Here is a 14,471-nt window from a genome sequence, read left to right as displayed (position 1 = left end):
ACATTCCGACATGAACCTTTAGGGTCGGGGCATCATACAAGCACCCGCTGAGCCAGCGGCCTTGTCCATCAATCCCCTTACATCACGAGGCATTCATGACCGAAGTCACATCCGGCGCAACCGTGCGCATTCATTACACCGGCACCCTGGAGGACGGCACCGTGTTCGACAGCTCGCAAGGGCGCGATCCGTTGGAGTTCACTGTGGGGTCCGGCATGATTATTCCGGGTCTGGACAAAGCCCTGCCCGGTATGAGCGTCGGCGAAAAGAAACAAGTCACCATCGCCCCGGAAGAAGCCTATGGCCCGCGTCAGGACGAGGCGCTTCTGGAGGTGCCACGGGGCGACATTCCGGCCGAGATCCCTCTTGAAGTGGGTCTGCAGCTTCAGATGACCGGCCAGCAGGGCCAGCCCATCCCGGTGACGGTGACCGAACTGACCGACGACAGTGTGACACTGGACGCCAACCACGCGCTGGCGGGCAAGACGTTGATCTTTGATTTTGAAGTGGTCAGCGTTGCTTAAGCTGTTTTGAACGATGCGGGCGCGCGGGCTGCGCGCGTCCAGGGGGGCGTTGCCCCCGTGCGAAAGCCGGGCGGCTTTCGCCCTCCCCCAGGATATTTTTGGCCAGAAGAAACGAGGGGGCGTTATTTGCGGCGCAGCCGGATCACCACGTCGACTTTTGCGATTTCAGTGCCTGCAGGGGCTTTGGGAAGCTGTGCAATTTTCAGGTCTTCGTCCGGAGCGTCCATCAGCTCTTCGGTGTCTTCCCAGAAGAAATGCGGGTGGTTGGTGACGTTGGTGTCAAAATAGCTGCGCGCGCCGTTGACGGTGATTTCTCGCAGAAGCCCCGCGTCTGAAAACACCCGCAGCGTGTTGTAGACGGTGGCCAGCGACACCCGTTCATCGCTGTCGCGCGATGCTTCGTACAGGCTTTCTGCCGTCACATGGCGGTGCTGGCCATCGCCGATCAGAAGATGTGCCAGGGCGAGCCGTTGGCGCGTCGGACGCAACCCCGCGCTTGCCAGCCATGTTGCTTCTGTCGTGTCGCTGTCGTGGTCCATCGGTCGGGTGTCTTGTCCGCTGTGATCGTAGGTCGTTATCAAATATAAGGGCTGATATGCCAAAGTGCCAATAATTTCTGGTCGGAACCGTGAGGGGGCCGTTGGCCCGGACTGTTGCCCTGCGGTCGCGCATCAGCATGTGCGGGTGTGTACCCGCCCTTGCGTCCGGCTTGGGCCGGGTGATAGAGGGTGAAGGGAAGGCATACACAAGATATGGGGCGCGGGGAATGGCGGATTATCCGACGAGTTTCGACAAGGACGATCTTTTGAAATGTGCGCGGGGCGAGTTGTTCGGCCCCGGCAACGCGCAGCTTCCCGCCCCGCCCATGCTGATGATGGACCGCATCACGGATATTTCCGGCGATGGCGGGGCGCATGGCAAGGGTCATGTTCTGGCCGAGTTCGACATCACCCCCGATCTTTGGTTCTTTGACTGCCATTTTCCCGGCAACCCGATCATGCCCGGCTGTCTGGGTCTGGACGGTTTGTGGCAGTTGACCGGGTTCAATCTGGGCTGGCGCGGCTGGCAAGGGCGCGGGTATGCGTTGGGTGTGGGCGAGGTCAAGCTGACCGGCATGGTGCGCCCGGATCGCAAGATGCTGACCTACAAGATCGACTTCACCAAGGCGATCCAGACCCGGCGGCTGACCATGGGGGTTGCCGACGGGATTGTGGAAGCGGATGGCGAAGTGATCTATCAGGTCAAGGACATGAAGGTGGCCCTGTCCGAAAGCTGACAGGACAAAAGGATTTCCGGTGTCGGGCGCGACCCGTCACCGACACGTGAAGGAGTGCGCATATGCGTCGTGTGGTCGTTACCGGTCTGGGCATTGTCTCGGCCATCGGGAACAACAAGAACGAGGTTCTGGCCTCGCTCAAGGCTGGCAGATCCGGCATCACCGCGAACGCGGACATGGTCGAGCATGGCTTCCGCAGTCAGATCGCCGGCATGCCCGATATCGACATCACCGAACATGTGGACAAGCGCACGCTGCGTTTCATGGGGCCAGGTGCGGCCTATGCCCATATCGCGATGACCCAGGCGATTGCCGATGCCGGGTTATGCGAAGATGATGTGGTGAACCCGCGCACCGGGTTGGTGGCCGGCTCCGGCGGGCCGTCGACCAGCGCGATGTTTGCCGCCCACCAGACCGCGCTGAAAACCGGCGGGACCAAGCGGATTGGCCCGTTTGCGGTGCCGAAATGCATGGGATCGACGATTTCCGCGAACCTTGCGACCGCGTTCAAGATCAAGGGCATCAACTATTCGATCACGTCAGCCTGTTCGACCAGCTTGCATTGCATCGGCAACGCGGCCGAGCAGATCATGATGGGCAAGCAGGACGTGATGTTTGCCGGTGGTGGTGAAGAGCTGGACTGGACGTTGTCCTGCCTGTTCGACGCGATGGGCGCGATGTCGTCGAAATACAATGACACGCCCGAAAAAGCCTCGCGTGCGTTTGACGCGGATCGAGACGGGTTCGTGATCGGCGGCGGCGGAGCCATTCTGGTGCTTGAGGACCTCGACCACGCCAAGGCGCGCGGGGCGAAAATCTATGCCGAAGTCACCGGTTATGGCGCGACCTCGGACGGTCACGACATGGTGGCCCCGTCGGGTGAAGGTGGCGAGCGTGCGATGCGACTGGCGCTGGATACGCTGCCAGATGTTCGAAAAGTGGGGTATATCAACGCGCATGGCACCTCGACGCCCGTTGGCGATGTCGGAGAAGTGGAAGCCGTGCGCCGTGTGTTTGGCGAAGGCTCGACCCCGCCGATCAGTTCGACCAAGTCGATGACGGGGCACAGCCAGGGCGCGACCGGCGCGCAGGAGGCTGTCTATTGCCTCTTGATGCTGGAGCACGACTTCATCACCCCCTCGATCAACATCGAGACGCTGGACCCGGCCATCAATCCCGGCGAGATCGCCACCGAACTGGTTGAAAACGCGGGGCTTGATACGGTGATGACCAACAGTTTCGGGTTCGGCGGGACCAATGGCTCGATGCTTCTGAGCAAATACCGCGACTGATGTTTGAAACAAGACCGAGGAACTGACATGGCAGGGCTGATGCAAGGAAAACGTGGCCTCATCATGGGGGTTGCCAACAACCGGTCCATCGCATGGGGCATTGCGCAGGCAATGGCGAACGAAGGGGCGGAGCTCGCGTTTTCCTATCAGGGCGAAGCCTTTGGGCAACGGGTGCAACCGCTTGCCGCGTCGGTCGGGTCGGACCTTCTGGTGGATATGGACGTGACGAACGATGATGCGCTGGACAAGGGCTTTGACGCGCTTTGGTCCAACTGGGACAGCATCGACTTTCTGGTCCACGCCATTGCCTATTCCGACAAGAACGAACTGACGGGTCGGTTTGTCGACACCAGTCGCGCGAACTTCAAAAACTCGATGGATATCAGTTGCTATTCGCTGATCGAGGTGGCCCGCCGCGTCGCGCCCAAGATGACGGATGGTGGCACGATCCTGACCATGACCTATGGCGGGTCGAACCGGGTGACGCCGTTTTACAACGTGATGGGCGTGGCCAAGGCGGCGCTTGAGGCGTCGGTGCGGTATCTGGCGAACGACCTTGGTCCCGATGGTATCCGCGTGAACGCGATTTCGCCCGGCCCGATGAAAACGCTGGCAGGCGCGGCGATTGGCGGGGCGCGCAAGACTTTCCGCCATACCGAGGCAAACGCCCCCCTGCGCCAGAACGCGACACTGGAAAGCATCGGCGGCACAGCGGTCTATCTGGCGTCGGAATATGGCGCCTGCACCACGGGCGAGATCATCACCGTCGATTGCGGCTTCCACGTGCTTGGGATGCCGCAACCGGAAAACCTCTGACAAAGACGCTGATTACCGGTCTGCAGAACACCCGCCATCTTCGGCGGGTGTTCTGGATTGATGGCCCCCATGCCTTCTGCTTGCACCCCTTCCCCAACCGGTGCTTACTGGCAAAAACAGGTAGCGACGGGGAACGGGAATGGAGAACTTTATCGCGCGCGATGGCCTGACGCTGGCCTATCGGGATGAAGGCGAAGGCCTGCCGGTTCTGGCTCTGGCCGGACTGACCCGCAATTCGGACGATTTCAACTTCGTGGCGCCGCATTTGTCGGGGGTGCGCCTGATCCGCATGGATTATCGCGGGCGCGGCGCATCGGATTGGGGGCCGCATCAGACCTATACCGTACCGCAAGAGGCTGATGACGCGCTTATGCTGCTGGATCATCTGGGAATCGATCAGGCCGCGATCCTTGGCACCTCGCGCGGCGGATTGATTGCGATGGGGATCGCCGCCACCGCGAAAGACCGGCTGCTGGGCGCATGTCTGAACGATATCGGCCCCGTGATCGACCCGCGGGGGCTGGACTACATAAAGGGGTTCGTGGGACGCAAGCCATCGGCAAGGTTCTACAAGGATGCTGCCGCGATCCGGGCCGAGATCATGGCAGAGTTGGGTTTTCGCAATGTCACCATGGAGCGGTGGGAGGCCGAAGTGCGCCATCTGTATTCGCAAACGGAAACCGGGTTGAAGAACCGCTATGACCCGGCCCTGCGCGACGCTTTGCTGGAGGCTGGGGCGCAACCTGCACCGGACTTGTGGCCGTTTTTTGATGCGTTGCAGGGCCTGCCCGTGGCGCTGATCCACGGTGAGAACTCGGATATTCTGACCGATGACACGGTCGCCGAGATGCGGCGCCGTATTCCCGACATGCGCTATGCCCGCGTGACAGATCGTGGGCATGTTCCGTTTCTGGACGAACCCGAAGCACTTGAGACGATCCACGATTGGTTGGAGGATCTTCGTTGAATATCGACGACATCCGCGCGGCAGACTCCTGCCTTGACGGCCATGTGCGTCGCACACCTTTGCTTTCTTCGTCATTTTTGGACGAGATCGCCGGCAAGCGGGTCATCGTGAAACCCGAATGTCTGCAGCACACCGGGAGTTTCAAGTTTCGTGGCGCTTGGAATGCAGTCTCGAAACTGAGCGCAGCGCAGCGCAAACAGGGTGTCATTGCTTTTTCATCCGGGAACCATGCTCAAGGGGTTGCGATGGCGGCCAAGGCAATCGGTGCGCCGTCGGTGATTGTCATGCCCTCAGACGCCCCGCGCCAGAAAATCGACAACACCCGCGCGCTGGGGGGTGAGGTGATCCTCTATGATCGCGCGACCGAGGATCGGGACAAGATCGGCGCGCGGCTGGCCAATGATCGTAAGCTGACCCTGATCAAACCGTTCGACAATCCCGACGTGATCGCCGGGCAAGGCACGGTTGGGCTTGAGATTGCCGAACAAGCCCGCGCAATGGGGATCGCGGACGCTAGGGTTCTGGTTCCCTGCGGCGGAGGCGGGTTGACTTCGGGCATCGCGCTGGCGCTGGAGGCTGACGCACCCGACTTTCACGTGCACCCGGTCGAGCCGGAGGGGTTTGACGATGTGGCCCGCTCTCTCGTCTCGGGGCAGATTGAACGCAACCCGCGCTTGTCGGGGTCGATTTGCGATGCCATCATCACCCCATCACCGGGTGAACTGACCTTTCCCATTCTGAAGCGCCTTTGCGGGCCGGGTTTGTCGGTGCCAGACGACGATTGCCTGCGCGCCATGACCGCTGCCTTCAACCACCTGAAAATCGTCGTTGAACCCGGTGGTGCGGTGGCGCTGGCCGCTGCCCTGTATCACGCTGACCAGATCGACGGTGACAGTGTGATTGTCGTCGTGTCCGGCGGCAATGTCGACTCGCCGGTCTTTGCCGACGCCCTGACCCGCTTCCCCTGACCGGAGGACCATATGACAGATTTCACGATCGCCTCGTTCAACGTAAAGAACCTGATCGGACCCAATCAGGAATATTACGAGTTTCAAAGCTACACACCCGAGGAATATGCGTGGAAACGCGACTGGATGGCTGATCAACTGATGGCGCTGGACGCCGACATCATCGGGTTTCAGGAGATCTTTGAAGAAGACGCCCTTCGCGATGTGATCGGCGAGGCGAACAAGCGCGTCGCGGCCCTGAATGCCGCGACCATCCCTGACAAGTCCAAGGGCTATCACCGCAAGGCGATCTTCCGCAAACTGGCCGTTCGGCCATGGGACATGGACCATCTGGCCTTTGCGCCCAACGCCGCAGACGAAGGCCCCGGTCAGCGCCGTCCGGGTGTCGCGATCCTGTCGCGCTTCGGCTTCACCGAGCCCCCACAGGTCATTCAGGATATGCCCGAACCGCTGACCATCCCCTTTACCGCGCTGCGGGGGCTGGATGATGACGCGGGGCATTATACGCTGCGACGTCTGTCGCGCCCGATCCTGCGCGCCCGCATTCCTGTCGGCGATCAGGTCATCACCGTATTCAACTGCCACCTGAAATCGAAACTGGGCGAATACATCCGCCCCCCCGGCGCGGAGTTCGCCCCTGAAGAGGATTTGACCAACTATGACCCGGTCGGGCGTGCGCTCGGGTCAGCCCGCGCCGCCATGCGCCGGATGGCCGAAGCCTGGGTCTTGCGCAGTTTCATCATCGAGGAGTTGCGCCAGAACAATCCGGTCGTCGTGATGGGCGATTTCAACGATGGTGAACATGCGGTCAGTTCGGAAATCATCTCAGGCGAAGTGCCGTTCAAAAATTATGCGTGGATGCTGCGCCATGATGCCAAGTCAGACCGCGACCGTTATTCGAAAGAGGAAAGCATCCAGATCACGCGCGCAGTCGAAGCCGTGCGCCTGCACTCTGCCGAAAAGCTCTTTGTGCGGAAATCCTTGCGCGACATGGTCTATACTTCGGCCTTTGCAGGGGTGTTTGAAAGCATCGACCAGATCTATCTCAGCCGTCATTTCCACCCGGAGAACGCCAACCGCATCGCCGACATGACCTATTTCAGCGTGCTGAATGACCATATCACCGATGGCTCGCACCCCGAAGCGCCCTATAACAAGCTGGCGTCGGATCACGGGCAGATCATGGCCTATCTGACCATGCTTGGTGACAAGGACGAGCCGCGCCGGTGATCATCATTCCCGATCAGGGCGGCGTGGTGCTGCATGTGGCCGAAAGCGGCGCGCCGGACGGCCCGGCCGTGGCGTTCGCCCATGCGCTGGGGTCTGATCTGACGATGTGGGACGCTGTGGTGGCGCGATTGCCGCAAAGCCTGCGTCTGATCCGCATGGATATGCGCGGTCATGGCAACAGCCCCTGCCCCGATGGCCCCTATCCGATGGGTGACTTGGTGGGCGATGCGGCGCGCAGCCTGGATCGGCTCGGCGTGAGGGACTGCGTCTTTGTCGGCCTGTCCATCGGCGGCATCATTGCGCAAGGATTGGCGGCGGAACGGCTGGACCTTGTGCGGGGGCTGGTGATTGCCAACACCGCCGCCAAGATCGGCACACCGGCCATCTGGGCCGACCGCATCAAGGCCGTGCGCGAAGGCGGGATCGAGGCAGAGCTTGACGCCACCATGCACCGCTGGTTTTCCCGCGCAACCCAACGCGACCATCCCGATATCGTCAACGCCGCCCGCACCCGGATGCGCACCACGCCTTTGACGGGCTATCTGGGCTGCATTGAGGCGATTGCAGACACCGATCTTTACGAAAGCACCGCAAGGCTGCGCCTGCCCACACTGGCCGTCGCAGGGTCCGAGGATGGCTCGACCCCCGCCGATCTTGTGCGCGAAACCGCCGGGCTGATCCCCGGCGCCCGGTTCGAGCTGATCCGGGGCGTAGGCCACATGCCCCCGGTCGAAAAGCCGGATATGTTTGCAACCCTGTTGACCGATTTCCTGACCAGCATCGGGCATCTCTGACCGCTGCCCCGGCCCGCCACATGTTGCATTCGCGCTTGGCATTTGCCCCTCACCTGCGCCACCATGCCTGAAATTATGCCGAGGGGACACTGATGGACACTATCAAAGCCGCCGTTTGCCACAGCTTTGGCGCACCTCTGGTCATCGAGGACATAGCGATCCGGGCGCCCGAAGGACGCGAGGTCGAAGTCACGCTGGATGCGGTCGCGATATGTCACAGCGACATCTCGTATCTGGATGGCGATTGGGGCGGCTCTCTGCCCGCTGTTTATGGCCACGAGGCCGCAGGGCGCGTCACAGGACTGGGCGATCAGGTGCGGGGGCTGTCGGTTGGCGATCCGGTGGTGGTCACCCTGATCCGCGCCTGCCAGACCTGTCCAAGCTGCGCGTCGGGGTCGCCCGTCACCTGCGAAACGCCCTATGACGGCGATCAGGGGCCGATCAGGACGGCAGAGGGTGGCAGGCTGCACCAGGCCATGGCGACAGGCGGGTTTGCGGAACGGGTGGTGGTGGACCACAGCCAGGTGGTGCGCATCCCCGATGACATGGCGATGGATGTTGCCTCGCTTTTGGCCTGTGGCGTGATCACCGGGGTCGGGGCGGCGGTCAATGCCGCCCATATCCGCCCCGGTCAGGTCGTTGTGGTGATCGGCGCAGGTGGTGTCGGGCTGAACGCCATCCAAGGCGCGCGCATCGCCGGGGCGTCCCGCATCATCGCCATCGACATGAACGAAGGCAAACTGGACACTGCCATCGAATTTGGCGCCACACACGGGGTGCTGGCCACCGACGATGCCCCCTGGAAAGCCGCACGCCGCGCGGCCGGGCGTGGCGCCGATGCCGTGCTTGTCACTGTCGGGGCGTTGCCCGCCTATGACGCCGCCCCGCGCTACCTTGCCCCCGGCGGCAAGGTTGTGATGGTGGGCATGCCCCACTCTGGCGGGATGTCACGATACGAACCGGTGATCCTCGCCGCACTGGGTCAGGGCATGGTCGGCAGCAAGATGGGCGATGTGGTGATCCAGCGCGACATTCCCTGGATGATCGACCTGTACCAGCAGGGGCGGCTGAAACTGGACGAGTTGATCTCGGGCCGCTGGCGACTGGACCAGATCAACGAGGCGATTGCCGATACACGCGCAGGCGCGGCTCGTCGCAACGTTATCCTGTTCGACCGTAACTAGGAGGCTTTGATGCGCCTGCAGGATCTGGAAATTTTCGTGGTCGCGCCGCCTGCCCCCGGCTGGGGTGGACGCTATTGGATCTTTGTAAAACTGACAACGGATGATGGCATCACCGGCTGGGGCGAAGTCTATGCCGCCGCCGTTGGACCCGATGCCATGCGCGCCGTGATCGAAGACGTGTTCGCCCGCCACATGCAGGGCGAAAATCCCGAGAATGTCGAACTGATGTTCCGCCGCGCCTATTCCGCCGGGTTCACCCAACGACCGGACCCCACGGTCATGGGCGCGTTTTCGGGCCTTGAAATCGCGTGCTGGGACATTCTGGGCAAGGCGCGCGGGCGGCCTGTCTGGGCTTTGCTGGGTGGCAAGATGAACGACCGTTTGCGTAGTTACACCTATCTCTATCCCGATCCCGGCCATCCGCTGCCCGCGTTCTGGACCTCGCCCGAGATGGCCGCCGAAGCCGCGGCGACCCGCGTGGCGCAGGGCTTCACCGCGCTGAAATTCGACCCTGCAGGGCCCTATACGATCCGTTCAGGCCATATGCCCGCGATGCGTGACATATCGCGGTCGGTCGCGTTTTGCGCCGCCATCCGCGAAGCCGTAGGTGACAAGGCCGACCTGTTGTTCGGCACACATGGCCAGTTCACCACCGGGGGCGCGATCCGCCTTGCCCAGGCCATCGCGCCCTATGACCCGCTGTGGTACGAGGAACCGATCCCGCCGGACAACATTGCCGAAATGGCGAAAGTCGCCCGCGCCAGCCCCGTCCCGGTGGCGACCGGAGAGCGTCTGACCACAAAGACCGAATTTGCCGAAGTTCTGCGGCAAGGCGCGGCGTCCATCCTGCAACCTGCCCTTGGGCGCGTCGGTGGTATATGGGAAGCCAGGAAAATCGCCGCCATCGCCGAAGTGCACAATGCCCTGATCGCCCCACATCTTTACGCAGGCCCCATCGAATGGGCTGCCAACATCCATCTGGGCGCGTCCATCCCGAACCTTCTGATGGTTGAAACCATCGAGCGGGGAGGCGACTTCCACCTTGCCCTGATCGGCCAGACACTACGCTGGGACGCGGGTTATATCCTGCCACCCGACACACCTGGGTTGGGCATTACCCCGGATGAAGCCCTGATGCGCGCCCATCCCTACACCGGCGCCGGCCTGCATCTGGAACCGCAGGAAGCGCCGTGTCGTTATACCGACGAAAACTGTTTCGAGGGCGGGGCACCGGGGCAAAAGGTGTGAGCGTCTAGCGCCATACAAGCAGTTTGAGTCTAGTAGAGTTTTATGTCTGGCGATCCCTGAAGGACTCGAACCCTCAACCTGCTGATTAGAAGTCAGCTGCTCTATCCAGTTGAGCTAAGGGACCGCACGACGAAGCCTTACCCCCGCCGCGCGTCCCGTTTCAACCGAAAACCGGCGGATCAGCCCTTGATTTGCTTGGCAACCACCCACGAGACGGGCAGCGCCACGACAAAGCCGGCCACGGCGGCATAGATGATGGGCTGTGCTGTATCCATGCCGACGGTCAGGGCGGCGATGATGAAGATCCCGGCCAGCGTTGCGCCAAGCAGGATATAGATGACAGCGGCGAGACGGAACATGGCATACTCCTTGCAGATATTCGCGAATACGCACGTGTTGTGGACCCGGCGCGACTGCATCTCTTTGATCTGGATCAGTCGCCGATCATTGCCTTTGCGACAAAGTAGCTCACCGGCAGACCGATGACGAACCCGACCGACGCCGCGCCCAGCAAAGGCCACAGGCCAGAGACACCGTTGACCAGCGCGACCACCACAAGCACCGATGCCAGCGTGGACCCGATGATCCCGTAAAATGTCATGACGATCTTAAAAAGCGGTGAACGCATGTGGGGCCTCCTGTCCGGCGGCATATCCGACCGGCACCGCCCTGCCTACTTCTTCTTCACAAACTGCGTCAGTATGACAATGCGCTGCCCTTCCACGCGGCCCTCGATATGCTCGGGATTGTCCGCCACAAGGCTGATCCCGCGCACCGCCGTGCCGCGCTTCGCGGTGAACCCCGCGCCCTTCACGGGCAGGTCCTTGATCAACACCACATTGTCGCCCTGCTCAAGCGTCGCCCCATTGGCATCCTTGTGCTGGGACGCGGCGGCCTGATTGTCGACCCACGCCTGCGTGTCCTCGTCCAGATACAACTGGTCCAGCAAATCCTGCGCCCACGGCGTGCCCAGTCGCTTCAACATCCGCGCTGACAACACCTGAACCGCCCGATCCTCGGACCACATCGAGGACGCAAGCCCCCGCCAATGGGTCTCTTCCGGCGTGCCGTCGATCTGGGCGGCACAGGTGGTGCAGATTTCAACCGAGGCGTCAGCGGGTCCGCCGGGGACGGGGAAACTGGATAGAGGCGCGTCTGAGGCGCAGAGGGGGCAGGTCATGAGGGTGGCTCCGGGGTTGGGTGGTGTCCGTATACGGAGCTATGGGGAAGAGGGGAAGGGGAGTGGGCTTCACATTGGAGCATCAAAGACGCGCTGCAACTGAAAGACATCAGCCTTAGTCAGCATTTTGATCAACATTGGAACGGAGCCAGTCGGGAAGGTCGTCTCTTGGACCGGGAAGCGCACTGTTGAAATCCTTATGCGCAAGAAAACGCTGTTTGAACTCTTCAAGTCGAGCCGCCTGTGATTGCTTTCCCAAGTATAGCAATTCCAAAAAACCCCTTTCATCTGGCAATGGCCGTACAACATCGCGACATATGTGAGTGTCTAAAACATCCGCGTGGAATGAGAACAAGAACGCCCAGATCCCATCAATCGCATCGGTGGTTTGACCTCTTGTAATCGTCACCGTCGTCGGATCTAGTTTGGTTCTCAAATCAAAATGCGCGATGTGCTTTGACGCGAATCTGCGCGATCCTTCACAATTTCTTTGAAGCATCTCGAACTTACTTTGATACGCCTTTCGGTCATTGGGTTCACAAAAATCAACAAGACATCCAACTGAGAGATTAGTGTTCCCGCGCCGCTTGGGTTGGTCAGTAAGCGCGCGAATTCTCGTGAGCGTGGCGTCCCAAAGCAAATTGCCAAGCAATACAGAAACAGCAGGTGATGTTTCACTAAGAAACCTCGCCCTTTCCTGTGATGAGCCGAAAAAGTACAAAAAAGAACGCCAAGCGATGTCCATTGTGTAAACGGCTTCGCAGACATTCTTCAGGATTTCACTTTGTTCTTCACTCAAACTAATCTTGCTCATCAAGCAACTCAACCCAACCAAACTATTTTTGGGTAGAATATGCGTTCCGAGTGTTCATGCAAGGACATCGCCTGACCCTGGGTGGGCGGAACGCCCTCCCGTGGGGAGGGTCGGGCGTTGTCCGGTCTATCGACCGGACGTGCGGCTAGCGTTGGGGAGGCCCGACGGGTTAGCGGTCCTGATGAGAGTATAGGATGTTTGGGAACTGGGCAACGGCAGCGAAAGAGCCGCCACGGGGTGCGCACGCGATTTGCTTCGCAATTCGCTGCCGCGCACTGAACGAAAAGGCCGCTTGCGCGACCTTTTCATTCTCAATCATCCATCTTAAGCGCTGAAATAAACGCCTCTTGAGGAATATCCACTTTCCCGAACTGGCGCATTTTCTTTTTCCCGGCCTTCTGCTTCTCCAGCAGTTTTTTCTTCCGGGTGGCGTCGCCGCCATAGCATTTCGCGGTCACGTCTTTGCGTAGGGCGGAAAGAGTCTCGCGCGCAATCACCTTGCCGCCAATCGCCGCTTGGATCGGGATTTTGAACATGTGGCGGGGGATCAGGTCTTTCAGCTTTTCGCACATCGCCCGGCCACGCAGTTGCGCGCGGTCGCGGTGGACCATGGTGGACAGCGCGTCAACCGGTTCGTCGTTTACCAGGATCTGCATTTTCACAAGGAAATCCTCGCGATAGCCCAGCATCTGGTAATCAAACGACGCGTAACCTTTTGTTACGGATTTCAGGCGATCATAGAAGTCGAACACAACTTCATTCAGAGGGAGGTCATAGACAACCATCGCCCGCGACCCGGCATAGGTCAGGTCCATCTGGATGCCACGCCGATCCTGGCACAGTTTCAGCACGTCGCCCAGATAATCGTCGGGCACAAGGATCGTCGCTTTGATGCGCGGCTCCTCGATATGGTCGACGGTCGATGGGTCGGGCATGTCGGCAGGGTTGTGCAGCTCGATCATCGAGCCGTCTTTCAGAAAGACGTGATAGATCACGCTGGGCGCGGTGGTGATCAGTTCGATGTCATATTCACGTTCGATCCGGTCGCGGATCACTTCAAGGTGCAGAAGACCAAGGAAGCCGCAGCGGAAGCCAAAGCCCAGCGCGGCTGAGGTCTCCATCTCATAGCTGAACGACGCGTCGTTCAGCGCCAGTTTCTCAATCGATTCGCGCAGGTCTTCGAACTCGGCGGTATCAACGGGGAACAGACCACAGAACACCACGGGCTGCGACGGCTTGAAGCCCGGCAGCGCCTCTGTCGTGCCCTTCTTCTCGTGCGTAATGGTGTCCCCCACGCGCGTGTCACGCACCTGTTTGATGGACGCGGTCAGGAACCCGATTTCGCCCGGGCCCAACTCGTCCACGGGCTTCATTGCAGGGGTAAAGACGCCAACCCGATCCACGGGGTAAACCGCGTTGGTCGACATCATCCGGATGCGCTCGCCCTTTTTCAGCTTGCCGTCGATCACGCGGATCAGGACGATCACACCCAGATAGGCGTCATACCAGCTGTCCACCAGCATCGCCTTCAAAGGCGCGTCAGCGTCACCTGTCGGCGCGGGCAGATGGGCGACGATGGCCTCAAGAGTCTCGTGGATGCCCTGCCCGGTCTTCGCCGACACCTGAATGGCGCCCGAGGCGTCGATGCCGATCACGTCCTCGATCTGCTCGGCCACGCGATCACAGTCGGACGCGGGCAGGTCGATCTTGTTCAGAATCGGCACGATCTCGTGATCCGCGTCGATGGCCTGATAGACATTGGCCAGCGTCTGCGCCTCGACCCCTTGGGTCGAATCCACCACCAACAGCGAGCCCTCGACCGCACGCATCGAGCGGCTGACCTCATATGCGAAATCGACGTGGCCCGGGGTGTCGATCAGGTTCAGCACATAGGTCTCGCCGTCATCCGCCCTGTATTCGATGCGAACGGTGTTCGCCTTGATGGTGATCCCGCGCTCGCGCTCGATATCCATACTGTCAAGCATCTGTTCCTTCATGTCCCGCAAGGACACGGTGTTCGTCTCTTGAATCAGACGGTCGGCAAGCGTGGATTTCCCATGGTCGATATGGGCCACGATCGAGAAATTGCGGATGTGTTTCAGGTCGGTCATAGTGCAGCGTATTATAGGGATTTTGGGGGCGGTCAAGCACCGTTGATCTGATTGGGGTCTGACCATA

16 protein-coding genes and 1 tRNA gene are annotated in these 14,471 nt (G+C 60.6%); 10 read left to right on the top strand and 7 right to left on the bottom strand.

The features are described 5' to 3' along the window. Window positions 1-95: 95 nt before the first annotated feature. Complete coding sequence (locus tag MUY21_RS05795; protein ID WP_191286125.1) at window positions 96-524, top strand: peptidylprolyl isomerase; 429 nt, start codon at window positions 96-98, stop codon at window positions 522-524. A gap of 122 nt (window positions 525-646) precedes the next feature. Here the strand turns inward: MUY21_RS05795 and irrA are convergent, their stop codons facing one another. Then, window positions 647-1,063 (bottom strand): iron response transcriptional regulator IrrA, encoded by a 417-nt coding sequence (gene irrA, locus MUY21_RS05790; RefSeq protein ID WP_248409399.1) that lies wholly within the window; start codon window positions 1,061-1,063, stop codon window positions 647-649. A gap of 227 nt (window positions 1,064-1,290) precedes the next feature. Here irrA and fabA point away from each other — a divergent pair, with 227 nt between their 5' ends. The 9 genes from fabA (at window position 1,291) to MUY21_RS05745 (ending at window position 10,299) form a co-directional block, all read left to right on the top strand. Continuing rightward, a complete protein-coding gene (fabA, locus tag MUY21_RS05785) occupies window positions 1,291-1,800 on the top strand; it encodes a bifunctional 3-hydroxydecanoyl-ACP dehydratase/trans-2-decenoyl-ACP isomerase (protein ID WP_191286123.1) in 510 nt (169 codons plus the stop codon). Between the two features lie 62 nt (window positions 1,801-1,862). Beyond that, a complete protein-coding gene (fabB, locus tag MUY21_RS05780; protein ID WP_248409398.1) occupies window positions 1,863-3,092 on the top strand; it encodes a beta-ketoacyl-ACP synthase I in 1,230 nt (409 codons plus the stop codon). A gap of 27 nt (window positions 3,093-3,119) precedes the next feature. Beyond that, window positions 3,120-3,908: an enoyl-ACP reductase gene (locus tag MUY21_RS05775; RefSeq protein WP_248409397.1), complete on the top strand. Its 789-nt coding sequence runs from the start codon at window positions 3,120-3,122 to the stop codon at window positions 3,906-3,908. 139 nt (window positions 3,909-4,047) lie between these two features. Beyond that, window positions 4,048-4,875: an alpha/beta hydrolase gene (locus MUY21_RS05770; protein ID WP_248409396.1), complete on the top strand. Its 828-nt coding sequence runs from the start codon at window positions 4,048-4,050 to the stop codon at window positions 4,873-4,875. Then, window positions 4,872-5,843, top strand: coding sequence for a threonine/serine dehydratase (locus MUY21_RS05765; RefSeq protein WP_248409395.1), 972 nt, complete (start codon window positions 4,872-4,874; stop codon window positions 5,841-5,843). Before MUY21_RS05770 ends, MUY21_RS05765 begins: the two co-directional genes overlap by 4 nt. 12 nt (window positions 5,844-5,855) lie before the next feature. Further along, complete coding sequence (locus MUY21_RS05760; RefSeq protein ID WP_248409394.1) at window positions 5,856-7,073, top strand: endonuclease/exonuclease/phosphatase family protein; 1,218 nt, start codon at window positions 5,856-5,858, stop codon at window positions 7,071-7,073. Next, complete coding sequence (gene pcaD / locus MUY21_RS05755) at window positions 7,073-7,867, top strand: 3-oxoadipate enol-lactonase (RefSeq protein WP_248409587.1); 795 nt, start codon at window positions 7,073-7,075, stop codon at window positions 7,865-7,867. Before MUY21_RS05760 ends, pcaD begins: the two co-directional genes overlap by 1 nt. Window positions 7,868-7,959: 92 nt before the next feature. Beyond that, window positions 7,960-9,051: a zinc-binding dehydrogenase gene (locus MUY21_RS05750; protein ID WP_248409393.1), complete on the top strand. Its 1,092-nt coding sequence runs from the start codon at window positions 7,960-7,962 to the stop codon at window positions 9,049-9,051. Window positions 9,052-9,060: 9 nt separating this feature from the next. Then, window positions 9,061-10,299: a mandelate racemase/muconate lactonizing enzyme family protein gene (locus tag MUY21_RS05745; protein WP_248409392.1), complete on the top strand. Its 1,239-nt coding sequence runs from the start codon at window positions 9,061-9,063 to the stop codon at window positions 10,297-10,299. 47 nt (window positions 10,300-10,346) lie between these two features. On the opposite strand, the gene MUY21_RS05740 is transcribed toward MUY21_RS05745, so the two are convergent. From MUY21_RS05740 to lepA, 6 genes are all read right to left on the bottom strand, one after another. Continuing rightward, window positions 10,347-10,423: transfer RNA gene (locus tag MUY21_RS05740), tRNA-Arg, on the bottom strand. 55 nt (window positions 10,424-10,478) lie between these two features. After that, window positions 10,479-10,658: a CTP synthetase gene (locus tag MUY21_RS05735; protein WP_191286115.1), complete on the bottom strand. Its 180-nt coding sequence runs from the start codon at window positions 10,656-10,658 to the stop codon at window positions 10,479-10,481. 74 nt (window positions 10,659-10,732) lie between these two features. Then, window positions 10,733-10,927, bottom strand: coding sequence for a CTP synthetase (locus MUY21_RS05730; protein ID WP_248409391.1), 195 nt, complete (start codon window positions 10,925-10,927; stop codon window positions 10,733-10,735). A gap of 45 nt (window positions 10,928-10,972) precedes the next feature. Next, entirely contained in the window at window positions 10,973-11,479 is a 507-nt protein-coding gene (locus tag MUY21_RS05725; protein WP_248409390.1) for an alkylphosphonate utilization protein, read from the bottom strand. A gap of 115 nt (window positions 11,480-11,594) precedes the next feature. Further along, window positions 11,595-12,293: a hypothetical protein gene (locus MUY21_RS05720; RefSeq protein ID WP_248409389.1), complete on the bottom strand. Its 699-nt coding sequence runs from the start codon at window positions 12,291-12,293 to the stop codon at window positions 11,595-11,597. A gap of 311 nt (window positions 12,294-12,604) precedes the next feature. Continuing rightward, on the bottom strand, window positions 12,605-14,404 hold the full coding sequence (gene lepA, locus MUY21_RS05715; protein WP_248409388.1) for a translation elongation factor 4: 1,800 nt from the start codon (window positions 14,402-14,404) through the stop codon (window positions 12,605-12,607). Between the last annotated feature and the right edge of the window lie 67 nt (window positions 14,405-14,471).

The sequence above is a fragment of the Aliiroseovarius sp. S2029 genome (assembly GCF_023195575.1).
GTDB lineage: Bacteria > Pseudomonadota > Alphaproteobacteria > Rhodobacterales > Rhodobacteraceae > Aliiroseovarius > Aliiroseovarius zhejiangensis.
This window is presented reverse-complemented; position numbering and strand designations above follow the sequence as displayed.